This window comes from Mesorhizobium sp. LNJC394B00, assembly GCF_000502555.1.
GTDB lineage: Bacteria > Pseudomonadota > Alphaproteobacteria > Rhizobiales > Rhizobiaceae > Mesorhizobium.
In genome coordinates this window covers 220,378-245,513 of record NZ_AYWH01000002.1, presented here as the reverse complement: position 1 = coordinate 245,513, position 25,136 = coordinate 220,378, and the positions used below count along the sequence as shown (strand labels likewise).

Genomic DNA, 25,136 nt, shown 5'->3' with positions numbered 1-25,136 from the left:
ATAGGCTGCCGCAATTGTCCGGGATAGGCGGGGGACGGGCCTTGCTCCGGACTCGGCGAAAACTGCCGATGACCTTTATTTGTGTCTCGGATCGTGGCGTTTCAAGGGCACAAAAATTACACTTTTGTAACATAGCCGTGAGCGCCGAGGCAAACAGCAGCAGGACCTATCGGCAGGCAGGCTCTGTCAGCATGTCGCCGCAACACCTGTTGGAAGCCCGCCTTTGCCATGGACCGCGCCGTCCTGCCGCGCTATCCCTGCCGGCATGAAAAAAGGCGACCATCTCTTCCTTATCGACGGCTCCGGCTACATCTTTCGCGCCTATCATGCGCTGCCGCCGCTGACCCGCAAATCCGATGGGCTGCCGGTCGGCGCGGTCTCCGGCTTCTGCAACATGTTGTGGAAGCTGATGCAGGACGCCCGCAACACCGATGTAGGCATCGTGCCGACGCATTTAGCGGTCATTTTCGATTATTCGTCGAAAACCTTCCGCAATGATCTTTACCCGGAATACAAGGCCAACCGCAACGCACCGCCCGAAGACCTGATCCCGCAATTCGGTCTGATCCGCCAGGCAACCGTGGCCTTCAACCTGCCTTGCATCGAGATCGAAGGCTACGAGGCCGACGACCTCATCGCCACTTATGCCAGGCTGGCGTGCGAGGCCGGCGGCGACACCACTATCATCTCCTCTGACAAGGATCTGATGCAGCTGGTCGGACCCACGGTCGGCATGTACGACCCGATGAAGGACCGCCAGATCGGCATCCCCGAAGTCATCGAGAAATGGGGCGTGCCGCCGGAAAAGATGATAGACCTGCAGGCGCTGACCGGCGACTCCGTCGACAATGTGCCGGGCGTACCCGGCATCGGGCCGAAAACGGCGGCGCAGCTTCTGGAACAGTTCGGCGACCTTGACGGGCTGCTCGCCCGGGCCAGCGAGATCAAGCAGGACAAGAGGCGCGAATCCATCATCGCCAATGCCGACAAGGCGCGCATATCGCGCCAGCTGGTGACGCTGAAGAACGACGTGCCGGTGACCGACGGGCTCGACGATTTCGTGCTGCATGCGCCGGATGGGCCGAAGCTGATCGGCTTTCTCAAAACCATGGAATTCACCTCGCTGACCCGGCGCGTTGCTGAAGCGACCAGCACCGAAGCCGGCGATGTGCAGGCTGTCGCCGTCACCGTCGAGCGCGCCGACACCGCGCACGGCCCCGATGTCGGTTCCGGCATAGCGGCGCCTGCGGCAACACAGGATGAAGCCAAAACCGAAACCGCCAGGGCCGGCGACGCCCCTTCGCTGCTTGCCGCACTTCGCCTGGAAACGGCCGCTGCGGCCAAAATCGATCCCGCCGCCTATGTCGCCATCCGCGACACGGCGACGCTCAAGACCTGGCTGGCCCAAGCCAAGGAGACCGGGATCGTCGCCTTCGACACCGAAACCACGTCTTCCGATCCGATGCTGGCCGACCTCATCGGTTTCTCCCTGGCGATCGGCCCCGGCCGCGCCGCCTATGTGCCGCTCGCCCACAAGAGCGGCGCCGGCGACCTGCTCGGCGGCGGCACGCTGGAGAACCAGATTCCGGTCCGCGAGGCGCTGGCGCTGCTGAAGCCGCTGCTGGAAGACAAATCGGTGCTCAAGATCGCCCAGGACGCCAAATACGACATCGTCGTCATGAGCCGCCACGGCATCGATATCGCACCCTTCGACGACACGATGTTGATTTCCTATGTGCTCGACGCCGGCACCGGCCACCACACTTTGTCCTCGATTGCCGACAAATGGCTCGGCCATGCCACGACGCCGCTCAAGGACCTCGCCGGTTCCGGCAGAAGCTCGGTCGGGTTCGAGCAGGTCGACATCGACCGGGCGACCGCCTACGCCGCCGGCCATGCCGACGTAGCGCTGCGGCTATGGCAGGTGCTGAAGCCGCGGCTGGCCGCCAAGGGCCTGGTCTCGGTCTATGAGCGGCTGGAGCGTCCGCTGGTGCCGGTTCTGGCGCGTATGGAGCAGCGCGGCATCTCGGTCGACCGCCAGATTCTGTCGCGGCTCTCCGGCGAGCTGGCGCAAGGCGCGGCACGGCTGGAAGAGGAAATCTACGGCCTTGTCGGCGAGCGCATCAACATCGGGTCGCCAAAGCAACTCGGCGACATCCTGTTCGGCCGCATGGGCCTGCCCGGCGGCTCCAAGACCAAGACCGGGCAATGGTCGACCTCCGCGCAGCTTCTGGAAGACCTCGCCGCCGAAGGCCACGAACTGCCGCGCAAGATCGTCGACTGGCGTCAGCTGACCAAGCTGAAATCGACCTACACCGACGCGCTGCCCGGTTTCATCCATCCCGACACCAGGCGCGTGCACACATCTTATGCGCTGGCCGCAACGACGACGGGCCGGCTGTCCTCCTCCGATCCCAATCTGCAGAACATCCCGGTGCGCACCGCGGAGGGACGCAAGATCAGGACGGCCTTCATCGCCGACAAGGGCCAGAAACTGGTCTCGGCCGACTACAGCCAGATCGAACTGCGCGTGCTTGCCCACGTCGCCGAGATCCCGCAGTTGAAGCAGGCCTTCGCCGATGGCGCCGACATCCACGCCATCACCGCCTCGGAAATGTTCAACGTGCCGGTCGAAGGCATGCCGTCCGAAGTGCGCCGCCGCGCCAAGGCGATCAATTTCGGCATCATCTACGGCATCTCGGCCTTTGGGCTCGCCAACCAGCTGTCGATCCCGCGCGAGGAGGCCGGCGCCTACATCAAGAAGTATTTCGAGCGTTTCCCCGGCATCCGCGACTATATCGAGGCAACAAAGGCCTATGCGCGCGAACATGGCTTCGTCGAAACCATCTTCGGCCGCCGCATCCACTATCCTGAGATCCGGTCGTCAAACCCGTCGATCCGTGCCTTCAACGAGCGCGCCTCGATCAACGCCAGGCTGCAAGGCACCGCTGCCGATATCATCCGCCGCGCCATGGTGCATATGGACGAGGCGCTGGAAAAGGCCGGCCTGTCCGCCCGCATGCTCTTGCAGGTGCATGACGAATTGATCTTCGAGACGGTTGAAGCGGAAGTCGAGGCGACGATCCCCGTGGTGCGCAGGGTGATGGAGAACGCGCCGATGCCGGCCATCTCGATGTCGGTGCCGCTGCATGTCGATGCGCGGGCGGCGAACAACTGGGACGAGGCGCATTGAAGGTGCGATGATTGTCTTTGTCACGGGAGACCTGCTGGCCGCCAAGGAAAGCTATATCGCTCAAGGCGTGGCAGAGGGCAATCAAGAGGGCCTTGGCACCGGACTTGCGCTGAAGATTTCGAAAAAGTGGCCGAATGTGCAGGCTGCGTTCAAGAAATATGCTCGGACCGGCAGGTTTATTGGCGGTCATATCTGGACATTGGAGCCAGACGGCAATCGGCCGGGCTTCATTTATCTGGCAACCCAGCCAGATATGTATCACGCCACGCTTCCCTATTTACGGAAAGCAGTTCGCGGGCTTGTGAAATGGGCCGACAAAAACCGGGTAGAATCCATCGCCTTGCCAAAAATCGGGTCTGGCCTTGGCAAATTATCTTGGCTCGACGAGGTGAAACCCCTGCTTATGGAGCAGCTAACACCTGGGCCTACGCGGTACGTCGTCTATGAGACATTCTTGAACGAATTCGAGAATAGCGCACCGCCTCGGCTCAAGTAGGAAGCAAGCTAAGCCGCCTCAGCCAGGCACTTGGCACACGTCCCTCGAAACTCGATCACCGCCTTCTTCGCAGCAAACCCGGTCGAGCGCACCCATTCGTCCAGCCGATGGTCGACGTCATGGTCGGACATCTCCATCACCTGCCCGCATGTGTCGCAGATAGCGAAGGCTGTCATCGAATGCGTATGGTCGTGCGGTTCGGCGCAGGCGACGAAGGAGTTGAGGCTTTCCAACCGGTGCACGAAGCCTGACTTCACCAGGCTGTCGAGCGCCCGGTAAACCTGTAGCGGCGCGCGGAAACCGCGCTCGCGCAGCTGGTCGAGAAGCGTATAGGCGCTGAGCGGTCCGCTGGCGGCCTCGAGCTTTTCGAGCACGCTCAGCTGATTCTTCGTCAGCACATCCCTTGCCGCCATGATCCCGTTTTCCGATCGTTTAGAGCATGATGCCGAAAAGTGTGGAGCGGTTCTCGGACGACATCACGTTCCATCTGTTTGATCCAGCGCCGCTCGCAAATCATTTCTGCCATGCGACGGTCTCAATTCTCTTGAGATAGCGATGAAGCAGGCTTTTTGCCACTGTTTCCGTTATCGCCATCGACACCATGACCACCACCGCCGATTGACGGCACCGACCACATTCAAAATACTGACAAAATTCGCGACGAAAGGTGCCGCACTTGCAAATTCGATCGGGCTTGGGGAAGCAATTATGATCAAACTGACACGACGGACGCTGCTCGTCGGCACGTCGGCGCTTGTGGCTGCCGGTACGGTTTCGTTCCGCGCTCTCGCCGCCTCGCGCACCTATCACGCGCTGCTGGTTGCCTGCACCGACTATCCGAACCTGCCGCAGAAGAACTGGCTGATCGGGCCGAAGAACGATGCCGGCCTGGTGCGCGACTATCTCCTGAAGAACACGCCCGATCCGGTGAAGTTCTCGGCCGAGAATGTGATCCTGCTCGCCAAGGACGTCGAAGGCGCCAACGGCCCGCCGACGCATGCGGCGATCAAGGCCGCCCTTGCCGACCTCGCCGGCAAGGTGCAACGCGACGATTTCGTCTATCTGCATCTGTCGGGCCACGGCGCCCAGCAGCCGCAAGCCAAGGCCGGTGACGAGACCGACGGCCTCGACGAGATTTTCCTGCCGTCCGATATCGACAAATGGATCAACCGCGAAGAGGGCGTGCCGAACGCGCTGGTCGACAACGAGGTCGGCGCCGCACTCGACGCCATCCGCGACAAGGGCGCCTTTGTCTGGGTGGTGTTCGACTGCTGCCATTCCGGCACCGCGACGCGCGCCGCGGAAGTCGATGACGAACTGGAGCGCAAGGTCGAGTTCGCCGACCTCGTCGGCGGCGACGACGCGGCGAGAGCAGCCGCGGTGAAGGCCTATGACGACATCTCGGCAAGCGCATCGCGCGGTTTCGACGAGAATGGCGGCCGCAAGCCGGCCTTCAACCTGACGCCGACCGGCGCAGAGCCGATCGCCAGGGGCAAGCTGGTCGCCTTCTATGCCGCGCAGACGGTCGAGACGACGCCGGAAATGCCGCTGCCCAAGGGCACGCCCGACGCGCCGCGCTTCGGCCTGTTCACCTTCACCATCCTGTCGAAATTGGCCGAGAACCCCAACGTCACCTATCGCCAGCTCGGCCAGGCCGTGCTGCAGCAATATTCGGCCGACGGCCGCACAAGGCCGACGCCCCTGTTCGAGGGCGAACTGGACGCCCGCGTGTTCGGCACCGACAAGACCGACGCCGTCATGCAATGGCCGATTGCCGTCAAGGACGGCGATGTCGCGATCGGCGCCGGGCTGCTGCAGGGTCTGACCCCCGGCAGCAAGCTCGCCATTTTGCCTTCGGCGCTGTCGAAGCTCTCCGACTCCGTCGGCTATCTCGAAGTGAAATCGGCAAAAAACCTCGACAGCCAGCTCGCACCGGTCGAATTCGACGGCAAGCCGGCGCTTGCGCCGACGGCGGTGCCCGCCGGCGCCTATGCGCGCGTTGCCGAACTCGCGGTCGACTACAAGCTGCTGGTGGCAAAGCCGGCGCCGACCGCAGGGCTCGAAAAGGAAACCGAGCTGGTCAATTCGGTTCTGGACGAATTGGTGGCGAAGCCGAAGTCCGGCTTCCACATCGCGCTGGTCGAGCCCGGCAAGAGCGCCGATCTGCGGCTTGCGGTGCTGCGCGAAAAATCCATGGACGGCGCTGCCGCCAACGCCAGCGACGAACCGGCGCTGTGGTTCCTGCCGGCGTCCGGCGACATCAGCCTGAAGGACGGCAGCAAGCCGCCACGCATCGTCATCCATCAGGATGGCCGCGACAAGCTTGCGGAAAACACCGCCAAGAACCTGACCACGATCTTCCGCGCCACCGGCCTGTCGCGGCTCGCCGCGGCGTCCGACTACCGGCCGGACGAGGTCAGCGTCCAGTTCCTGATCAAGCGCCAGGACAGCGATGTGCTGGAGCCGATCGAATCCTCGACGGTGCCGCGCGTTTCGCCGGGCGATCAGGTACACATTGCGGCCAAGAACGGGTCCGACGAGTTCGTCGACATCAACGTGCTCTACATCGGCAGCGACTATTCGATCACCCATATCGTCGCAGAGCGGCTGGCGCCGATCAACCAGCAGGCCGATCAGGGCCTGAAGGAAGGGCTGCTCGCCTTCACCGACACCAGCTTCGGCATGGAGCGCATGATTGCCGTGCTGACCGAGGCGCCGCCGCAGAGCGAGAAAGAGGATCTGAGCTTTCTTGCCCAGGAAGGCGTGCGCGCCGTGACGCGTGCCGCATCGGGAACGCCTGGTTTTTCCGACATGCTGGCCGACATCGGCATGGCGCCGGCGACGCGCTCGGTGATGCGGCTTGCCGACAAGAGCGGTCCCAAAGGCGCGGTGATGATCTTCCCGATGGAGACGGTGCCCCGCGCCTGACCGGACATCGCTTCGCCGGCTCTTGCCGGCGTGATATATGAACATTCCCGGCTCGCGACACTTCTATGCGCCGCGGCTGGATGCAACAGATGAGGACATCAGTGACTATCCCCGTGCTCTCCTGGCGTGCAGCGACGGTCGGCCTTGCCGGCAGCCTGTTGCTGGTTGCCAGCGCCTCGGCGGACGAGAATTGCGGCCTGTGCGCCAAGCAGATCGTCACCAATTCCGAGCTCGCCACCTGCTTTCTCGACCAGTACGACCAGATCGCCAAGACCGGCAACACGGCCGTTGTCGTCGATCTCTCCAGCTGCGCCTCGCGCGGCGTGGTCGAGCCCTTGCCGTCACCCAGCAAGGCGGCTGCCGAACCGGACGTGCAGTTCATGATTTCGCGCACGCAGCTCGATTGCCTGAAAAAGAAGCTAGAGACACCCGGCATCGTGCTCGATCCCACCGCAATTATCCAACTGGACAGCTGCGGATGAAAAAGCCGGGGGGCACTGCAACGCAGAAATCGCCGGCCACATCGGCGCCTCCGCCGGCCAAGAAGCCGGCGACCTTGCCCGAAACCACCGAAGGCTTTCCGTGGCCGAGCAGTCACGAGATCAAGAAGGAAGCCAACCCCTTCACCGACCGCGACTGGCGCATGCTGATCTACGCCTGGTCGGGTCTCGCCGTGCGCCTGGCGATCATCTTCACCCTGGCCTTCTCGGTCTTCCAGTTTCTGGCAAACCAGGAACAGAAGCGCGTCGAGCAGACGATGTCGCTGGTCGAGCTTTGGGAAAGCAAGGATTTTCAGCAGGCGCAGCGCGCGCTCAAGGAGCGCCTCTCGTCGCTCAACGCCAAATACGACAATCTGCTCAGCGCCACGCCGTCGCCGACCGAGGAACAGGTCTTCCGGCAACGCATTGGCATCGAGGCGATGACTGCCGGCGGCGGCACCATGCCGATCGCCGATTTCAACGACAATTTTGATCGCATCGTCTATTTCCTCAATCGTCTCTCCATCTGTGTTGAGGGCAAGCTCTGTTCGCGCGATGTCGCCGATGCCTATTTCCGCGACTATGCGGTGTCGTTCTGGAGCTATTTTGCCGGCTACATCGAAAAAGAACGCAAGGCCGGTTCCGCCAATTATGCCCAGGCGATCGAGAATTATGTGCGTCACGGGTCGCCGCCGCCCGCCGACTCCAAATAGCGGCGCAACAAGGTGCCGGGCAGCTCCCATCCCTTTCGTGCTATCCGGTGGCTAATCCTGGTCGGTCTTCTGGCGTTAACGTCAACCGCCGGTGCCGAGGACCTCGATTTCCATCTCGATCTCAACACCGGCGGCCACAGCGCCAGGGTCACCGATCTTGCCTTCACGCCGGACGGCGAGGGACTGGTCTCGGCGTCCGATGACAAGACCATCCGCATCTGGGACTGGCAGAGCGGGGTGACGCTCCGCACCATTCGCGGCTATCTTGGCAATGGCAATGACGGCAAGGTCTTTGCGATTGCCGTGTCGCCGGATGGCAAGACGATCGCCGCCGGCGGTTATTTCGGCGCCGGCATCGGCGACAAGCCCCCTTATGGCGATATCAGGCTGTTCGATTTCGCCACCGGCAAGATCAGAACCGTGCTCAAGGCCGCCGACTATGCCATCTATGATGTCGCCTTTTCACCCGACGGAAACACGCTCGCCGCCGGCGGTGGCGATGGTTTCGTCTACCTCTGGCGGGCGGACGACAAATCCGCGTCGGGCTGGACGCTGGCGGAAAAATTCGATGCCGATTCCTGGCGTGTGGAAAAGCTCGCCTTCGCCGCTGCGGGAACCCGGCTGGCAGCGACGACCACCGACAATGGCATCCGGCTCTGGGACGTCGCCAAGTCAGAGGAAATCGCTTTGCCCGCCGAGGCCGAACCGCTGCGCGATGTCGGCGTCGCCGCACTCGCCGTGTCATTGGATGGCAGGCTGTTCGCCACCGGCAGCAAGGACGGCGACGTCCAGCTCTGGCAGGCCAGCACGGGCAAATTCGTCCGCGCCATGCCGAAGCAGGATTTCCAGATCGGCGCTCTGAGCTTCGCGACGGGTTCGCGGCTTGTGGCGTCATGCAGCTATCGCTGCGCCGACAAGCATCGCTCGGTGATCTGGAATACCGACAGCGGCGAGCAACTGCTCGACTATAACGGCCATGACGGCACGGTCTTTGCTGGCGCCGGCAATGCCGACGGCTCGCTGGTGGCGACAGCCGGCGGCACCCGCAACGGCATCCAGGTCTGGAACCCCATGACCGGCGAGCGCAAGGCGCTGCTGCAAGGGGTCGGCGAACCCGTGACGGCGATCGGGATCGATGCGGCGAGCAACTCCATCGCTTGGGGCAACACCAACCCCTGCCCTGAACGCGTGTCCTGTCCCGAGCTGCAGGGCACGCTGGACAAGGTACTGGCACTACCGACGGCCGAGCGGTTCTTCGAAGACCCGGTGGCGTTGGCGGAACAGGGCGCCTATGCCCGCGCGGCACTCGCAGAGGGTGAGTGGTCGCTCCGTGCTGCCCCCGGCGGCAAGGACGGCCTGGAGAATGCCGTGCTCGAAATCGCGAGCGGCGGAAAGGTGATGCACAGCATCGAGAATGCCGCCACCAATGGCTTCGTCCATTCGGCTTACACGCTGATCGGCAATGGGCTTGGCCTGATCACCGGCGGCAGCGACGGCACGCTGTTGGAATACAAAACCGCGACCGCCGATGTATCGGGTGGATTCACCGGCCACACCGGCGAGATCAACGCCATGGTTGCCGCCGAGAAGGAAGGGCTGTTGGTCACCGGCAGCGCCGACCAGACCGTGCGGTTGTGGAATTTGAAGAGCCACAAACTGATCGTGTCGATGTTCTTCGCCGGTTCCGAATGGATCGCCTGGATGCCGCAGGGCTACTATTATTCCTCCGCCGACGGCGACAAGTTGATAGGCTGGCACGTCAATCAGGGTCGCGACCACGAAGGGCGTTTCATCAGCGCCGGCCAGCTGAAGAAATATCTCTGGAGCCCGGAAATGGTGCGCCGGGCCATCATCCTGCGCAGCGCCGAACAGGCGGTCCAGGAAATGCGCCCCGGCGTCGACCGCGAGCTGGAAAAGCTGCTCGAGCGCAAACCGCCGGAATTCGGCATCAAGCTTGCCGCCGACCAGAGCAACGTCCGCGAGGGCTATGTCGCCGTCGAGATTTCGGGCGCGCAGGAAGCCGGCGCCGATGTCGCCGGATTTTCGATCCTGTCGGACAGCCGCAATGTCGGCGATGTCACCGCTCGGTCAATCGATGGCGGCAAGAGCACCATCGTCGAAGTGCCGGTCGAGAATGGCGAAAATACCATTCGCATCACCGGCACCAACGAGTTCGGCTATCTGACCGAGCGCAGTGTCACAGCGCTTGCCAGGAAAACCGAAAATCCAGCCAACAAGGGCAAGCTCTACGTCGCCGTGATCGGCGTCGACAAATATCCTTTCCTCACCGATGCATGCGCCGGCCACGCCTGCGATCTGCGCTATCCCGTCGATGACGCCACCGAATTCCTCAAGGTGATCTCGCAGAAATCCGCGCCCTTGTTTTCGGCGATGGAGACGCTGGTTCTGGTCAACCGCGAAGCGCTGGATGAGGCGCCCGATACCGGCAAGGACGTGTTCAAGGTCGCCAGCGCCGACACCATCCTGGAACCGGATTCCGACACCATCGACGACCAGCTCGCCGATTTCCTCGACAAACCCGGCGAGAACGACACCACCATCATTTTCGTCGCCGGTCACGGCATCAACATCGACGAAGACTATTATTTCATCCCCACGGACGGCCGCAAACAGGATCCCGACCGCTGGAAGCGCTCCTCGCTGGTCGACTGGGGCGACATCCAGAAATCGGTTGAGCGGGCCAAGGGCATGCGCTTCATGCTGCTCGACACCTGCCACGCCGCCAACGCCTTCAACCCGCGCCTGGAAAAAGACGCGCAGGACGCACGCATCGTCGTCTTCTCGGCCACCGCTGCCAACAACACCGCCGCCGAACTGCCCGAGCTCGGCCATGGCGTCTTCACCTATTCGATCCTCGAAGGCCTGCGCGGCCGGGCCAAGACCTCCGACGGCGGCGTGACGCTGTTCGGCCTCGCCGACTACATCTCGCGCGAAGTGCTGCGGCTGACCGCGTCCAAGCAGAAGCCGTTCTACTATGTCGGCGGCGTGGAGAACATTGTGCTGGCTGAGCCGTGAGAGGTCGGCACCCAGGCACCCACCTCTGGCCTGCCGGCCATCTCCCCCGCAAGGGGGGAGATCAGTCTCTTCATTGCTGGAGATCTATTTTCAAGGTTGATGATTGGCGAAAGTCGAGGCGACATCCAATCTCCCCCCTTGCGGGGGAGATGTCCGGCAGGACAGCGGGGGGTGCCTGGGCACGGACCAGCATTCTGGTCTTTGCCACCGCCTTGCTTATCCTCTCAGTGCTTCAAGCGTCTGCCGCCCCCATCACCTGCCCGCCCGGCGACACAAACTTCCCGTCCTTCTACTCCGACCCCACACTCTTCACCGACGCCATCGCCGCCGTCGCCAGAATCGAGCCGTCCAACCAACGCCTCACCGGCATCACAGTCCCCCACCACCTGCTCGTCGCAGATCTCGTCGCACTCGGTTTCCACGCCGCGTCCGGCTTCCGCTACAAGCGCATCGTCATCCTGTCGCCGGACCATTTCCACGAGACGCAGAAACTCTTCGCCACGACGCCGCGCGGTTTTGAAACAGTGCTCGGTCCAGTCCAGGCCGACACGGAAGCCGTGCACCTTCTGGAAGCGAACCGCGACATGGTCGAAGACTCCTGCCTGTTCGCCAGGGAGCATGGCGTGCAGGCGATGCTGCCTTTCCTGCATCACTATTTCCCCGAAGCTGAAATCGTGCCGGTGGCGATGTCGGTCAAAGCCAAGCGAGCCGACTGGGACCGGCTGGCGCAGGCGCTGAAAGCGATCGTCGACAAGGACACGCTGATCGTCGAATCCACCGATTTCTCCCACTATCTGCCGCAGCACGAAGCCAGGCGTTTCGACCAGCAGACGCTGAACATGCTCGCCGCCGGGTCGCTCGACGGCATCGCGGCGCTGCGCCAGCCGGATCACGCCGATTCGGTCGGTGCGCTCTATATCCAGACCAGGCTGCAGCGCGAACTGTTCGGTGCTGCGCCGCTGGTCGTCGCCAACGAGAACTCGCAGGCGCATTCAAGCGACTATGTCGAGCGCACCACCAGCTATGTCGTGGCGCTGTTCGGCGCCTTCGGCCCCGGCTTCAACAATCCTGCCCGTCCCGACGACAAGCTCTACTATTTCGCGGGCGACGTGAATTTCGCCCGCGCCATGAAGAAGATCCTGGTCCGCGACGGTGTTGCCGAGAAGATCGTCGAAAGCGTGCTGGCCCTGACCCGCTCGCGGCCGCTGATCGTCAATCTCGAAGGCGTGATCCTGCCCAACGTCCCTGAGGCGATCGACGACATGACGCTGGCCATGCCCGCAGACCTCGCCATCGACATGCTCAAGAAATTGCATGTCGCCGCTGTCAGCCTCGCCAACAATCACGCCTACGACCTCGGCCCGTCAGGCTATGCCGAGACGCTGGCCGCACACGATGCGGCCGGCATCGCCCATTTCGGGCAGGGCGAGACGCTGGCGCTTGCCGATCTCGACCTGGTCGGGCTGACCGACATCGATACCAACGGCTCCAGGAACACCGACCTTCTGACGCCTGCTTTGCTCGACCGGCTGCTGCACGACAATGCCGAGCGGCCGGTGATTGCCTTCGTCCATTGGGGCCGCGAGTACAAGACGGAGCCGTCGCCGCGCGAGGAGATGCTTGCCGACCAGATGCGGCTGCGCGGCGTCACGGCAATCGTCGGCGGTCATCCACATGTATCGAGCGAGGCGATCCTGCCGCTCGGCGGCGGCGATGTTGCGGAGATCTATTCGCTCGGCAATTTCCTGTTCGACCAGAAAGCCGAACGATCGTCCGGGTCGATGCTGGAACTCAGGGTGTTCAGCCAAGGCACGATCTTTGCCCGGCTGATCCCGCTGCCCAATTTTTTCGAGATGGGCTCGAAATGACGCGATTCCCGAAAGGACGTGACAGGACCTCAACAGCCTTGCAGATCTTCCGGCAGATAGCAGACCGCCGGCTTGGTGCTGGTTTCGAACAGCGACTGCTTCGGCCTGAAATAGAAGAACGTGGCCGGCTTGCTCTCGCGTGTGCTGCCATCGGCGAAATGGGCGGCGATGCTGAAGCGATGGATCGACGACATTGACGACCACATTTTCAGCCGTGCCGTGTAGGCGCTGAGATTCTTGTTGCCGCGCACCGGCATGGGGATGCTGTAATCGGTCTTGCCGATCGGAAATTCGATGTTCTGGTAGCGCAGCGCTTCGGGCGACGCGCCGCCGCCATCGCCGCATTCGGCGAGCGATTCTGGGACCTCGATGCTGACCAGCGAGACGATGACGCGAAACGGCTCGCTCTGCTGGTAGACAGCGCCCTGATCGTCCGCCCAGGAATAATCGAGCTTGCCAATCCCGGTCACGCTCATTTTCTCGACGCTGCCGCTGATGTAATCGGCAACGTCGCCGAACTTGACCTTGTTGGCCACCTGGGCGCGGCAGACATCCAGGCTGTCCCTTGACGGGCAGGTGAAGCGCTCGGTCTCGAGCGTGGTTGTGTCGACGCCGGCTTCAGTCAGCACGTCCTTGATCGAGACGTCGACGCCATCGCCGAAAGTGCCGATGTCCTTCGTGAACATGCGGCTCGGCTCGCCGGTCGCGTTGTCCTCCTCGTCGGTCCTGGTGAACTGGATCGACATCTTCATGTCTTTCACGTCGCCCCAGCCATTGTTGACGATCGAGAAGTCGGGGCGGAAGCCGACGCAGCCATAGTGCTCGCTGATCGACAGCATCGGCTTGCGGTAGGCCTCGCTCGCGGCCACCTTCATTTCCAGGCTGTCGATCTTGACCCTCGACCGGTCGGTGGTCTTGAGGTCGACTTCGGCGAAGGCCGGCGCCGTCTCCCAGTCCATGCCTTCATAGACATTGCCGGTACGAATCTCTCCGGTGCCGTTCCAGGCATCGTTGTACTGGTCCGACACCGGATAGATCGCGATGTCTTCGTCGCGCACCAGATGCTGGTACTGCATGTCGGCCTGCTGCGTCATGCGCTGGTCGACGGCAATGCCGATCTCGACCTTGTCGGCGGAACCGCCGCCGGTCTGCGCCTTGAGCAACCCGCCCACTCTGGCATCGGCCAGCACGTCGGGGCGCGCACCGCCGATCTCCTTGCCCATCGCCCATTGCGACCAGTAGACGGTGCCGCCGGACAGCCGGGTGCGGCCCTTGCCGTCCTTCAGCCCATCGGCAAAAGAGCCGACGAATATCTCGCCTGTCTTCGTCTCCAGCCTGCCCTCGCCATTCGGCACACCGGCCCTGAATTGCCCTTCATAGCGATTGCCGTCGGCATCGACATGGATCGCATGGCCGTAGAGCTGGCCGGCGACCCAACGGCCGTCGAGAATCTCGCCTGAACGCAGCTCCAGCCGGCCTTGTCCTTCGGGGCGGCCATTCCTGATCTCGCCGAAATAGCTGGAATAGATCGTCTTGGGGTCATAGCTCGCCGAGCCGCGTACGCGCCAGACCAGCCTGCCCTTGCCGTTGACGGTGCCGTCGGCTGCGACGGTGCGGTCCGGCGACACGCCGGCTGCCGGCTCCCAGGTGAAATCAAGACCCAATTCCGGGTGGGAATCCCAGACCCGTACATTCTTGCGCAGCACCGAACGTGTTTCGCTTTTATAGAGGATTTGCACCCGCTCGGCCCAGGCGCCATCGGGTGTGGCACCGCCTTGATCGGCCATAGCGGAAAAGCATGTCAGTGCGGCCAGCATGGATGCAGCCGCCATCGCTTTGACTCCGAAGATCATTCTTGCCCGCGCCATCTTACCCAACCCCTTGGATCGCCTAGCGTAAGCACCGCTGTAACACAGTGCAAGAGAGGTGTTCCGATACAAAAAAACCGGCGGCAGGAACGTCCCGCCGCCGGTTTGCTAATGCTGTTTCTCGCCGCTGTTTGCCGGCGAAAGATCGGGCCTTATTTGTACAGGCTGTTGATCCACGCCACGTTGGCAGCGTTCAGGCGCACCGCTGTGTTGGCGTTGGGGCTTTCGGCCACGTTCACGCCGGTGACGACGCGCTGCTTGGCGCCATTGTCATAGGCGTAGACCGAGCTGCCGCTCGACCCCGGATAGGTGTCGCAGTCGTACTGGAAATACTCCGCGCCGATGTTTTCGGCTTTCACTTCGCAGGTCGCCTTCCACATCGTACCCATCGGCTTGTCGCCGGGGTAGCCAACGATGTTGGCGGTGAAATCGCCGAGGTTCTCATAGTTGGCATAACCCAGCCAGCCGAGATTGGTGCCGACATCCTGCTTCAGCGTGATGATGCCGAGGTCCCACGGAATGACCGAGCCGTAGTAACCCTGATAATTGTCGATGAAGCCCTGCAGGATGTAGACGCTCTCATAGCTGAAAGCGCCAAACGGTGCATCGTCGGCGGTGTTGCCGTTGAGCGACGGCACGAAGATGACGTCGTCGAGCCAAGCCTTGTCTTCATTGCTGTAGAGACAATGCGCGGCGGTGAGCACCGTGCGCGGACCGATCAAAGTCCCCGAACAGCTGCCGTAACCGCTCTTGGCTTTGCCTTCGATATAGCCGATCGCGGTGAACGGGTAGGTCTTGGTGTTCTTGATCTGCTCGCGGTCGTCGGCCCCGAACACCTGGCGGCCGGCTTCGTCGCCGCCCGTCAGTCCGGTCTTGTCGGCGTTCGGTGTGTTGGCGGGCGCGTTCAATTCCTTGATGACAAGGTCCTTCAGCGTCTCGCCTGCATCGATCTTGATGTCCTTGCCATCGGCGGAACGTCCGACGATGCCATAGGATTTGACCGCCGTGCCCTCGTCGGTCAGCGGCGCTGCCCGGCTGGCTTCATCTTCGGTCAGTTTCGGCGGCGCGATCGGCTTTGCCCGGCCGGGCTGGTAGTCGCCCGTTCCGAGATCGCGCATGCTTTCGCCATTGCCGGCATTCGCTGAGCCGGGATCGGCGGCGAAGGCAGGCATCGTCCACAGTGCGGTGGATAGCAGTGCGGACGCAATGATAGTGCTTGTCAGTTTCGTCATGGTGAGACTCTCCCAAAAGTCAGCAAGGAGTGGAGCAAAATACAGAAATATTGTCGAGATCGTGGTGGAGTTAAAAAATTAGTTTGGTTACCCGCCCGTATCGGATCATCGGTCCGGGCGGCCTCGTTAAAGCCCTCCGCCAAACGCACCCGCGTCGATATACTGCCTAAAATAATCCAACATTGGCAATGACAAATCGCTTCCACGTAGGCAGTGGGGGGCTATAGGGTTTGGGTGGGCTCTGCCCGATGGGGCACGATTAGCAAAAGTGGTATTTCGGTTTTATGGCCGCGCGGACGTCGTTCGTTCTGGCGGAAGGCGATCGAGGTACCGGTACCGCTTCTGTTGGTTATGCGTCATGGCGGCATGGCTCGGCAATTTTCATCTCAGGAGGGTTTCAAGGTGAACATTATCCATCGGTTCAGGCCGCTTGCCGCTGCATCGCTGCTGGGCATCGCGGCCGCTTTCCCCGCCGTCAACACACTCTATGCAGCCGACGACGCCGTCAGGCCGGAAGCGGCGGTCTCGCCGATGCAGCGCGTTGCCGAAGCCCGGGACAAGGCCAAGGCCGAGAACCCCGACGGCGCCGACCGCGTCTATGGCGGCAAGGAAGCCGACAAAGGGGCCTATCCGTTCCAGGTGGCGCTGCTGACCAGCGCCCGGCTGGACCCCAGCCCGGCCTCGCAGCCAAACGCGCAATTCTGCGGCGGCAGCCTGATCGCGCCGCAATGGGTGCTGACGGCGGCGCACTGCCTCAACGACAAGGGCCGGCCGATTTCGCCCGACACGGTGACCGTGCTGACCGGCGCCACCGATCTTACCGAAGGCAAGCGCTACAAGGTGGTCGAGGTCATCGTCAACGAGGGCTACAGCGAACAGACGCTGGACAATGATCTGGGCCTGCTCCGGCTGGCGGAGCCCGCCGATGCGCCGGTCATCAAGATCACCAATGAGCCGACGCCAGACAGCGGCAAGACCACGGTCATCGGCTGGGGCAAGATGCAGGACGGCACCTTCCCGACCGCCCTGATGGTGGCCGATCTCGATCTCGAGCCGAGTGCAGCCTGCAACAGCGGCATCAAGTCGATCTATGCGCATGACCTGAAGGCGGCACTTGGCGATCTCTCCCACCGGATGCGTTATTCGGAAAAGGGCATCGATGCCGCCGCCAATGCGATCGCCGCCGATATGTCGGATCCGCTGACCAAGAACATGATCTGCGCCGGCACCGACAGCGGCGAACGCGACGCCTGCAACGGCGACAGCGGCGGTCCGCTGTTCATGACCGGCGCCAGCGGTCCGGTCCAGGTCGGCGTCGTCTCCTGGGGCGAAGGTCCGTCCGACGGCACCGCCGCTTGCGGCCACAAGAATGCCTATGGCATCTACACGCGATTGGCCAACTATACGGGTTGGATCGAAGCCAAGATGAAGACCCCGGCTCCCGCAGCCGCGGCGGCGCCCAAGGCCGGTCTCGGCACGGCCAAGAAGCCCTGAACGGGCCCGAAGCTTGATAAACGCAAAACGGCGGGATCTTTCCCGCCGTTTTGATTCATGTCCGGTGCCGGCTGTTCCGCTTACTTCCGCGGCGGGCCTTTGCGCTCGGCCGACGCCGCCCACAGATTGATGTCGGACTCGCGTGCGTAAGTGTCGATTTCGGCGAGCTCGGCATCGCTGAACTCGAGCACCTTGAGCGCGCCGACGCAGTCCTCGACCTGTTCGGGCCGGCTGGCGCCGATCAGCGCCGAGGTGACCCGGCCCTTGCGCAGCACCCAGGCCAGCGCCATCTGCGCCAGCGTCTGGCCACGCTTGCCGGCGATCGCGTTCAGCGCCTGGATGTTAGCGATGGTCTTTTCGTTGATGAAGGCGGGCCGCAGCGACTTGCCTTGGCTGGCGCGGCTACCCTCGGGGATGCCGCCGAGATATTTGTCGGTCAGCATGCCTTGCGCCAGCGGCGAGAACACGATCGATCCGACACCGAGCCCTTCCAGCGTATCGAGCAGTCCGTCCTCTTCGACCCAGCGGTTGAGCATCGAATAGCTCGGCTGATGGATGATGCAGGGCGTACCGAGCTGCTTCAATATGTCGGCGGCCTCGCGCGTGCGCTGCGAATTGTAGGACGAGATGCCGGCATAGAGCGCCTTGCCGGAACGCACCGCATGGTCGAGAGCGCCCATCGTTTCCTCAAGCGGCGTATCCGGATCGAAGCGGTGCGAATAGAAGATGTCGACATAGTCGAGCCCCATCCGCTTCAGGCTCTGGTCGAGGCTCGCCAGCACATATTTGCGGCTGCCCCATTCGCCATAAGGCCCTGCCCACATCTCATAGCCCGCCTTGGTCGAGATGATCAGCTCGTCGCGATAGCCGGCGAAGTCGGTGCGCAATATCTCGCCGAAGGCGATCTCGGCCGAGCCGGGCGGCGGGCCGTAATTGTTGGCGAGATCGAAATGGGTGATGCCGAGATCGAAGGCCTTGCGCGCGATCGCCTGCTTGGTGTTGTGCGGCGTGTCGTTGCCGAAATTGTGCCACAGGCCGAGCGAGATCGCCGGCAGTTTCAGGCCGGATCGCCCACATCTGTTGTAGAGCATTTTCTCATAGCGGTGTTCAGCCGGCTGCCAGCGCATGGGTACAGATCCTGGATTGTATGGGTGTCGGCGCGAGCGCGCCGACACCCTTCTACCTCATTTCTGCTTCGCCAACAGTCCTTTTGCGTCCTTGACGCCGAGTGCAGCCGGCCGCTCGCAGCTGGTCTGCATGGCGACGAACTTGCCGGTCTCGCCCGACCGCAACAGGCCGGTCATGACATCGACGGCATGCAGCGCGAGCTCCATCGAGCAACGATGCGGCCGGCCCTCGGCGATCGCCAGCGCCATGTCGGCAAGGCCTGCGGTGCGGTAGTTGGCCATCATGCCCTGGCCGTGCATTTCGTTGGGCACGCCGAACGGATGCTGCCATTTCGGCAGTTTCTTCACCGGTTTTGCCGCCTTGGTTATGCGCACGTCGCCACCGAAGAAATTCGGATCCGGCACGAACACCGTGCCCGTCTCGCCATAGAGTTCCATCGGCGCGTGACCATGCGCCCAGACGTCCCAGCTGGTGTTGAGCGTGATCACGGCGCCGTTCTCGAACTCCAGCAGGCCGTGGATCGTCGTCGGCGTGTTCACCGGGATTTTTTCGCCCGCGCGCGGTTTCGACGAGATCGTGCGTTCCTTGGCAGGCGTCGTCGCGAAGGCCGCCACCTGCTTCACCGGCCCGATCAGCTGGATCAGGTTGGTGATGTAGTAGGGCCCGATGTCGAGCACCGGCCCGGCGCCCGGCTGGAAGAAGAAATCGGGATTGGGGTGCCAGTGCTCCATGCCGTGGCCCATCACATGACAGGTGCCGCTGGTGATCTTGCCGAGCGCGCCGGTGTCGATGAGGTTGCGCACCAGCTGGTGCGCGCCGCCGAGGAAAGTGTCCGGAGCCGAACCGATGCGCAGCCCTTTCTTCTCGGCCCGGCTCTTGAGGTCGAGGCCTTCCTTGACCGACAGCACGAACGGCTTTTCCGAATAGACGTGCTTGCCGGCATCGAGGATCTGCTTCGACACCCCGTAGTGCACCGCCGGGATGGTGAGGTTGACGATGATGTCGATCTCGTCATCCTTGAGCAGTTCTTCGACGGTCTCGGCGCGCAGCTTGAACTCCTTCGCCCGTGCCTTGGCCGCGTCCATGTTGATGTCGGCGCAGGCGCGCATCTCGATGCCGCGAAACAGAGGCGCCAGCGAGAAATACGCTTTCGAGATGTTGCCGCAGCCGATGACGCCGATACCCAGTTTCTTTGCCATGATGATTGTTCCTAGTAAGCCTTGACGGATGCGAGCGAGCGGCTGGCGAAGCGCTCGATGTCGTTGGGGTTGTCCTGTTCCATGACGTAATATTTGGCCGCGCTCTTCGCCTGAAGTGTCTTGATCAGGCCGGCCCAGTCGATGGTGCCGTGGCCGACATCCGCCCAGCCGTCCTCGTCAAGGCCTTCGCCTGACTTGGCCATGTCCTTGACATGGACGGCGCTGATGCGCTTGCCGTGCTTTTCGATCCACGGCAGCGGATCAACGCCGCCGCGGATTACCCAGGCGACGTCCATCTCCCAGCCGATGTCGGGCGCAGCCGACAGGATGTGATCCTGCGGCACCGAGCCGTCGGCGAGTGTCTTGAACTCGAAATCATGGTTGTGCCAGGCAAAGCCGTAGCCGGCTTTTTTTGCGGTCTCGCCGACCTTGGCCAGACGCTCGCCAAAGCCGCGCCAGCCGGCAGCGTCGGCCGGCCGCTGCTCGGCCAGCAGATAGGGACAGATGACGAGCGTGATGCCGAGTGCGTCGGCTGTTTTGCGTACGCCGTCGAAATCATTCTCCAGCGCATCGATCGAGAAATGTCCGGTCGGCATCGAAAGCCCGTTCTTGTCGAGTTCGGCGCGGAACGCCTTGGGGTCGTCATAGACGCCGCCGAAACCTTCGACTTCCTTGTAGCCGAGCTTACCAAGCATTTTCAGGATGCCGTCCCACGGCTGGAAATTGCGGGCGCTGTAGAGTTGGAATGACCAGTTCATCGTCTCTGTCCGTTTCTTGGGTGGTTAAGGCTTGGGGATGTTTTCGGGGGATCGTTTTCGCGAGATCGTTTTAGGGGGATCGTTCTTGGGAGGATGGTTTGCGGATGATTCTAGAGGGTCACAGGCGATTGCCGGTCGCAGCGTCGAACAGCGAGGCGCGCGCCGGATCGAAACCGAACTGGATCGGATCGCCGCTGCGCAGCGTCCGTTCCGCCTCGACGCGGAAGGAGAGGTTGCGGCCGGCAAGCTTCGTCCACACCAGCGTGTCGGAACCCATCGGCTCCACGATCTCGACCGAACCGCCGGCGGAAAACGGCATCGACTTAGCCGCGTCACCGAAAGCGATATGTTCAGGCCGGATGCCCAGCACGCAAGCGCCGGCCGGGCGCTCCGTGCCGTCAAAGGTATAGCGATCGAGCGGCACCGAAACACGGTCGGTCCTGAACACTGGAGCAGCACTGGCCTCCAGCTCCCCTTCGAGGAAATTCATCGCCGGCGAGCCGAGGAAGCCGGCGACAAACCGGTTGACCGGCCGGTTATAGATCGTCTGCGGCGCGTCAAGCTGCTGGATGACGCCGCCGCGCATGACCGCGATACGGTCGGCCAGCGTCATCGCCTCGATCTGGTCGTGGGTGACGTAGATCATGGTGTTCTGCAGCTTGCGATGCAGAAGCTTGATTTCGACGCGCAGTTCCGAGCGCAGCTTGGCGTCGAGATTGGATAGTGGCTCGTCGAACAGGAAGACGTCGACGTCGCGCACCAGCGCCCGCCCGATCGCCACGCGCTGGCGTTGGCCGCCGGACAAGGCCGCGGGCTTGCGCTGCAAAAGCGGCTCGATCTGCAGGATCTCGGCGGCGCGGGCGATGCGCTTGGCGATCTCGTCCCTGGGCACGCCGGCAACGCGCAGGCCGAACGACAGGTTCTTCTCCACCGTCATTTGCGGATAAAGTGCATAGGACTGGAATACCATGCCGATGCCGCGATCCTTGGGCTCTTCCCAGGTGACGTTCTTGCCCTTGATGAAGATGCGGCCTTCGGAAATATCGAGCAGCCCGGCGATGCAGTTGAGCAAGGTCGACTTGCCGCAGCCCGAGGGACCGAGCAGCACGATGAACTCGCCCTCTGCGACCTCGAGATTGAGGGTCTGCAGCACCGATACCGAGCCGAAATTCAGGGACAGGTCCTGGATCGAAACGCTGGTGCCGTTGGCTGCCGTCATCGCCATCACCCTTTCACCGCACCGGCGGCGATGCCGCGCACGAAAAGCTTGCCGGAAATGAAGTAGACGATGAGCGGCACGAGCCCGGTCAGGATGGTGGCGGCCATGTTGACGTTGTACTCCTTCACGCCTTGCACCGAATTGACGATGTTGTTGAGCTGCACCGTCATCGGATAGGTGTCGGGGCGGGTGTAGACGACGCCGAACAGGAAGTCGTTCCATATGCCGGTCACCTGCAGGATGATGGCGACGACGAAGATCGGCAGCGACATCGGCGCCATGATCCGCAGGAAGATGCCCCAGAAGCCGGCGCCGTCGACCCGTGCCGCCCTGAACAGCTCTTCCGGCATCGAGGCAAAATAGTTGCGGAACAAAAGCGTGAGGATCGGCATGCCGAAGATGGAATGGACGATCACCAGGCCGCTGAGGCTGCCGTAGAGGCCGATCTCGCGCAGGATGATGACGATCGGATAGATCATCACCTGATAGGGGATGAAGGCGCCGACGATCAGGATGACGAAGAATGTGTCGGCGCCCTTGAAGCGCCAGTTGGCCAGCGCATAGCCGTTCACCGAGGCGATCGCGATCGACAGCAGCACTGACGGCACAGTGATGCGCACCGAATTCCAGAAGCCCCGCGAAAGCCCGTCGCAATTGAGGCCGGTGCAGGCCGTCGCCCACGCCTTCACCCACGGTTCGAACGTGATTTCGAGCGGCGGCGAGAAGATATTGCCCATCCGTATCTCGGGCATGCCCTTAAGCGAGGTGACCACCATCACGTAGAGCGGCAGCAGATAGTAGACCGCCACCACGATCAGCGTGCCATAGAGGAAGATATTGCGGCGCGAGAAGACATGCCGCGGCTTCGGCCCGCGCGGCCCGGAGGCTTCGCGCTCGGCGGCACCCGCGCTGGCGGGCAAAGGGACGGCCGGGTCAGCCACGCTTCCTGCCTCCAAATTCAAGGTAGGCCCACGGCACGACGACGATCACCACCGAGAGCAGCATCATGGTCGAGGCGGCAAAGCCCTGGCCAAGATTCTGTGCGAAGAACATGTAGTCGTAGACATATTTGGCCGGCACTTCGGAGGCGATTCCGGGGCCGCCGCTGGTCTGGGCGACAACGAGGTCGTAGACCTTGACGATGCCCGACGCGATGATGACCAGCGTGGTGATGAAAACCGGCCGCATCATCGGGATGACGATGAACAGATAGGTCTTCCACATCGGGATCCCGTCTACCCGCGCCGCCTTCCAGATGTCCTCGTCGATGCCGCGCAGGCCGGCCAGCATCAAGCACATGATGAGCCCGGTGCCTTGCCACAGCGCCGCAATCGAAATGCCGTAGATGACGATGCTGGAATTGTAGAGCGGGTCGAAGTTGAAGCTCGTCCAGCCGAGGTCCCGCACCACATGCTGGATGCCGAAATCCGGATTGAGCAGCCACTGCCAGACCAGGCCGGTGACGATGAAGGAAAGCGCGAACGGATAGAGGAAGATGGTGCGGAACGTGTCCTCGAAACGGATCTTCTGGTCGAGAAGCGCTGCAAGCAGGAAGCCGATGACCAGTGAGAACACCAGCGAGATCGCGCCGTAGATCAAAAGGTTCTCGATCGAGATCAGCCAGCGCGGCGTCGCCCACAGCCGGTAATACTGGTCGAGCCCGGCGAAATTCAGCCGTGGCAGCAGCTTCGAATTGGTAAAGGAATAGAACACCGTCCAGACGGTGCCGCCGACGAAAACCACCGACGCGGTGAGGATCATCGGGATCGAGGCGACCTTCGCATTGATGTTGCGGAACAGCGGGTTGGGGCGTTCGCTCTTGCTCATCTCGTCAGCCGGCTGGGTAAGGGCGGTGCGATCCCGGCCCTGCTTTCGCAAGGCCGGGAGCGAGGTGTATTGCCTCCAACGTCAGTCTGCCGAAGCGATGAGGTCGGCGAAGCGCTTCTGCGCGTCTTCGATGGTCAGGTCCGGCTTGGCGAAGAATTCGGCGAAGAGATCTTCCTTCTGCTTCTGGGTATCCTGCGAAAGCAGTTGGTCCGTCCACGGGATGACGGCGCCCTTGGCGAGGATGGCCAGACCCTTCTTCATGCAGTCGTTCGCCGCATTGAGATCGACGTCGCCACGCACCGGCAGCGAGCCCTTCTTGAGATTGAAGGCGACCTGAGTCTTAGGGTCGAGCAGCGTCTCTGCCAACACCTCCTGCGCCTTGGACTTGTCGGCATCCTTGAGCAGCGGGAAATAGAAGGCGTCGCCGCCGGTGGCGATCACTTCGTTCAGACCGAGGCCCGGCAAGCAGGCATAGTCCTTGCCGGCGACCTTGCCGGCAACCTGGAACTCGCCTTGCGCCCAGTCACCCATGATCTGGCCACCGGCCTTGCCGGTGATGACGAGATTGGTTGCCTGGTTCCAGTCCTGCACATTGGTGTTCTTCGCCATCTTGCGGGCATCGTCGGCGGCCTTGAAGACCTTGGCGATCTCGGGCCCGGCGGCGAACTTGGCATCCTTGTCCTTGTAGACCTTAAGGAACGCGTCGGTGCCGCCGACCGCCGCCAGCAGCACGTCGAAGGCGCCGGAAGATTGCCAGGCCTGTCCGCCGACAGCGAGCGGGATGATGCCCGCCTTTTCCAGGGCGGGCGCTGCCGCCACGAATTCATTCCAGTCCTTCGGCAGCGGCACGCCGGCCTTCTCGAAGGCTTCGTTCGACAGCCACAACCACTGCCAGGAGTGGATGTTGACCGGCACGCAATAGATCTTGCCGTCGATGGTGCAGCTGTCGAGCAGGCTCTTCGGCCGCACGATTTCCGTCCACTTGCCCTTGGTGGCCACATCGGTGAGGTCGCGCATCAAGCCGGCCTGCACCAGTTCTTCGGCCTGCCGGCCGTGATTGAACTGGGTGGCGCCCATCGGATCGCCGCCGGTGATGCGGCTGATCATGATCGGCCGTGCCGTGCCGCCGGATCCGGCAATGGCGCCGTCGACCCAATGATTGCCGGTCGCGTCAAAAGCCTTCGCGAATTCCGCAACCGCCGCCGCCTCGCCGCCCGATGTCCACCAATGGGTCACTTCCAGGTCGGTGGCGGCCGCCGGGCCGGCAAGCTGAAGCGCGGCCGTCGCGGCAAGGGCAGCGGTCAAAAGTCTATAGCGCATTTCGGTTCCTCCCAGAATCTGAAACGTTACAGATTTTCGATACGGCAATTATGCGGTGCGTGCAACCCCTGAGATAAACGCGCTCGAATGTTTTTTCGAGGCGCGAACAAATTCGTTGCGTGCGAACCGGCAAACTGCGCGCAAAACCGGGTGCTGCGCTGCAAAATCATGCTGCAGCGCAAGAAAACCGTCTCGAACCTGATTGTCGCGCAACGTTTCTGGCCGCCAAAACCCTGCCAAAACCATGGCTTGAGAGACCCACGCGCTGCGATGGTGGAAATCTGTAACGTTTCAGTATATTGAGGCCTGACGGCGAAGAACCGTGCCACATCGTCATCGAAGCGATTGTCGGCTGGTCCGGCGGCTGCTATGCGCCTG

At 62.5% G+C, this 25,136-nt stretch carries 18 protein-coding genes; 8 read left to right on the top strand and 10 right to left on the bottom strand.

Annotated elements, in window-relative coordinates; translation table 11 throughout:
* Positions 1 to 265: 265 nt before the first annotated feature.
* Both polA and X751_RS157965 read left to right on the top strand, forming a co-directional pair.
* Entirely contained in the window at positions 266 to 3,193 is a 2,928-nt protein-coding gene (gene polA / locus X751_RS157960) for a DNA polymerase I (RefSeq protein WP_023744079.1), read from the top strand.
* Positions 3,194 to 3,200: 7 nt separating this feature from the next.
* Positions 3,201 to 3,689 carry a macro domain-containing protein gene (locus tag X751_RS157965; protein ID WP_023728547.1) on the top strand — a complete coding sequence of 163 codons (489 nt, stop codon included), beginning with the start codon at positions 3,201 to 3,203 and terminating at the stop codon, positions 3,687 to 3,689.
* Between the two features lie 8 nt (positions 3,690 to 3,697).
* Here the strand turns inward: X751_RS157965 and X751_RS157970 are convergent, their stop codons facing one another.
* Entirely contained in the window at positions 3,698 to 4,102 is a 405-nt protein-coding gene (locus X751_RS157970; RefSeq protein ID WP_023669789.1) for a Fur family transcriptional regulator, read from the bottom strand.
* 295 nt (positions 4,103 to 4,397) lie between these two features.
* On the opposite strand from X751_RS157970, the gene X751_RS157975 reads away from it, so the two are divergent.
* The 5 genes from X751_RS157975 (at position 4,398) to amrB (ending at position 12,713) form a co-directional block, all read left to right on the top strand.
* Entirely contained in the window at positions 4,398 to 6,617 is a 2,220-nt protein-coding gene (locus tag X751_RS157975; protein ID WP_023744078.1) for a caspase family protein, read from the top strand.
* A gap of 101 nt (positions 6,618 to 6,718) precedes the next feature.
* Complete coding sequence (locus X751_RS157980; RefSeq protein WP_245265737.1) at positions 6,719 to 7,099, top strand: hypothetical protein; 381 nt, start codon at positions 6,719 to 6,721, stop codon at positions 7,097 to 7,099.
* Positions 7,096 to 7,809 carry a hypothetical protein gene (locus X751_RS157985; protein ID WP_023740817.1) on the top strand — a complete coding sequence of 238 codons (714 nt, stop codon included), beginning with the start codon at positions 7,096 to 7,098 and terminating at the stop codon, positions 7,807 to 7,809. The genes X751_RS157980 and X751_RS157985 overlap by 4 nt, the downstream gene beginning before the upstream one ends.
* Before the next feature lie 12 nt (positions 7,810 to 7,821).
* Positions 7,822 to 10,845, top strand: a complete 3,024-nt coding sequence (locus X751_RS157990; RefSeq protein WP_023744077.1) for a caspase family protein — start codon at positions 7,822 to 7,824, stop codon at positions 10,843 to 10,845.
* Positions 10,846 to 10,994: 149 nt separating this feature from the next.
* Positions 10,995 to 12,713: an AmmeMemoRadiSam system protein B gene (gene amrB, locus X751_RS157995; protein WP_023733606.1), complete on the top strand. Its 1,719-nt coding sequence runs from the start codon at positions 10,995 to 10,997 to the stop codon at positions 12,711 to 12,713.
* Between the two features lie 29 nt (positions 12,714 to 12,742).
* Here amrB and X751_RS158000 read toward each other — a convergent pair whose 3' ends face one another.
* Entirely contained in the window at positions 12,743 to 14,545 is a 1,803-nt protein-coding gene (locus X751_RS158000) for a hypothetical protein (RefSeq protein WP_245260787.1), read from the bottom strand.
* Between the two features lie 188 nt (positions 14,546 to 14,733).
* Complete coding sequence (locus tag X751_RS158005; RefSeq protein ID WP_023733608.1) at positions 14,734 to 15,813, bottom strand: serine protease; 1,080 nt, start codon at positions 15,811 to 15,813, stop codon at positions 14,734 to 14,736.
* 402 nt (positions 15,814 to 16,215) lie between these two features.
* Here X751_RS158005 and X751_RS158010 point away from each other — a divergent pair, with 402 nt between their 5' ends.
* On the top strand, positions 16,216 to 17,307 hold the full coding sequence (locus X751_RS158010) for a trypsin-like serine protease (RefSeq protein ID WP_023744076.1): 1,092 nt from the start codon (positions 16,216 to 16,218) through the stop codon (positions 17,305 to 17,307).
* A gap of 80 nt (positions 17,308 to 17,387) precedes the next feature.
* Here X751_RS158010 and mgrA read toward each other — a convergent pair whose 3' ends face one another.
* The 7 genes from mgrA to X751_RS158045 form a co-directional block, all read right to left on the bottom strand.
* Entirely contained in the window at positions 17,388 to 18,434 is a 1,047-nt protein-coding gene (gene mgrA / locus X751_RS158015) for an L-glyceraldehyde 3-phosphate reductase (protein WP_023669798.1), read from the bottom strand.
* Between the two features lie 57 nt (positions 18,435 to 18,491).
* Positions 18,492 to 19,634, bottom strand: a complete 1,143-nt coding sequence (locus X751_RS158020; protein WP_023744075.1) for a Gfo/Idh/MocA family oxidoreductase — start codon at positions 19,632 to 19,634, stop codon at positions 18,492 to 18,494.
* A gap of 11 nt (positions 19,635 to 19,645) precedes the next feature.
* Complete coding sequence (locus X751_RS158025) at positions 19,646 to 20,392, bottom strand: sugar phosphate isomerase/epimerase (RefSeq protein WP_023683031.1); 747 nt, start codon at positions 20,390 to 20,392, stop codon at positions 19,646 to 19,648.
* A gap of 118 nt (positions 20,393 to 20,510) precedes the next feature.
* Entirely contained in the window at positions 20,511 to 21,611 is a 1,101-nt protein-coding gene (locus tag X751_RS158030; protein WP_023744074.1) for an ABC transporter ATP-binding protein, read from the bottom strand.
* Between the two features lie 5 nt (positions 21,612 to 21,616).
* Positions 21,617 to 22,552: a carbohydrate ABC transporter permease gene (locus tag X751_RS158035; RefSeq protein WP_023669802.1), complete on the bottom strand. Its 936-nt coding sequence runs from the start codon at positions 22,550 to 22,552 to the stop codon at positions 21,617 to 21,619.
* Positions 22,545 to 23,438, bottom strand: a complete 894-nt coding sequence (locus X751_RS158040) for a sugar ABC transporter permease (RefSeq protein ID WP_023683029.1) — start codon at positions 23,436 to 23,438, stop codon at positions 22,545 to 22,547. The genes X751_RS158035 and X751_RS158040 overlap by 8 nt, the downstream gene beginning before the upstream one ends.
* An 81-nt stretch (positions 23,439 to 23,519) precedes the next feature.
* The gene (locus X751_RS158045) at positions 23,520 to 24,758 is read right to left on the bottom strand and encodes an ABC transporter substrate-binding protein (RefSeq protein ID WP_023683028.1); all 1,239 of its coding nucleotides are present in this window, start codon (positions 24,756 to 24,758) and stop codon (positions 23,520 to 23,522) included.
* Positions 24,759 to 25,136 lie beyond the last annotated feature (378 nt).

Excerpts from the sequence above, each read along its gene's own strand:
- polA (WP_023744079.1), top strand. The coding sequence starts at position 266 with ATGAAAAAAGGCGACCATCTCTTCCTTATCGACGGCTCCGGCTACATC.
- X751_RS157965 (WP_023728547.1), top strand. The coding sequence starts at position 3,201 with ATGATTGTCTTTGTCACGGGAGACCTGCTGGCCGCCAAGGAAAGCTAT.
- X751_RS157970 (WP_023669789.1), bottom strand. The coding sequence starts at position 4,102 with ATGGCGGCAAGGGATGTGCTGACGAAGAATCAGCTGAGCGTGCTCGAA.
- X751_RS157975 (WP_023744078.1), top strand. The coding sequence starts at position 4,398 with ATGATCAAACTGACACGACGGACGCTGCTCGTCGGCACGTCGGCGCTT.
- X751_RS157985 (WP_023740817.1), top strand. The coding sequence starts at position 7,096 with ATGAAAAAGCCGGGGGGCACTGCAACGCAGAAATCGCCGGCCACATCG.
- amrB (WP_023733606.1), top strand. The coding sequence starts at position 10,995 with ATGTCCGGCAGGACAGCGGGGGGTGCCTGGGCACGGACCAGCATTCTG.
- X751_RS158000 (WP_245260787.1), bottom strand. The coding sequence starts at position 14,545 with ATGGCGGCTGCATCCATGCTGGCCGCACTGACATGCTTTTCCGCTATG.
- X751_RS158005 (WP_023733608.1), bottom strand. The coding sequence starts at position 15,813 with ATGACGAAACTGACAAGCACTATCATTGCGTCCGCACTGCTATCCACC.
- mgrA (WP_023669798.1), bottom strand. The coding sequence starts at position 18,434 with ATGCGCTGGCAGCCGGCTGAACACCGCTATGAGAAAATGCTCTACAAC.
- X751_RS158020 (WP_023744075.1), bottom strand. The coding sequence starts at position 19,634 with ATGGCAAAGAAACTGGGTATCGGCGTCATCGGCTGCGGCAACATCTCG.
- X751_RS158025 (WP_023683031.1), bottom strand. The coding sequence starts at position 20,392 with ATGAACTGGTCATTCCAACTCTACAGCGCCCGCAATTTCCAGCCGTGG.
- X751_RS158030 (WP_023744074.1), bottom strand. The coding sequence starts at position 21,611 with ATGACGGCAGCCAACGGCACCAGCGTTTCGATCCAGGACCTGTCCCTG.
- X751_RS158040 (WP_023683029.1), bottom strand. The coding sequence starts at position 23,438 with ATGAGCAAGAGCGAACGCCCCAACCCGCTGTTCCGCAACATCAATGCG.
- X751_RS158045 (WP_023683028.1), bottom strand. The coding sequence starts at position 24,758 with ATGCGCTATAGACTTTTGACCGCTGCCCTTGCCGCGACGGCCGCGCTT.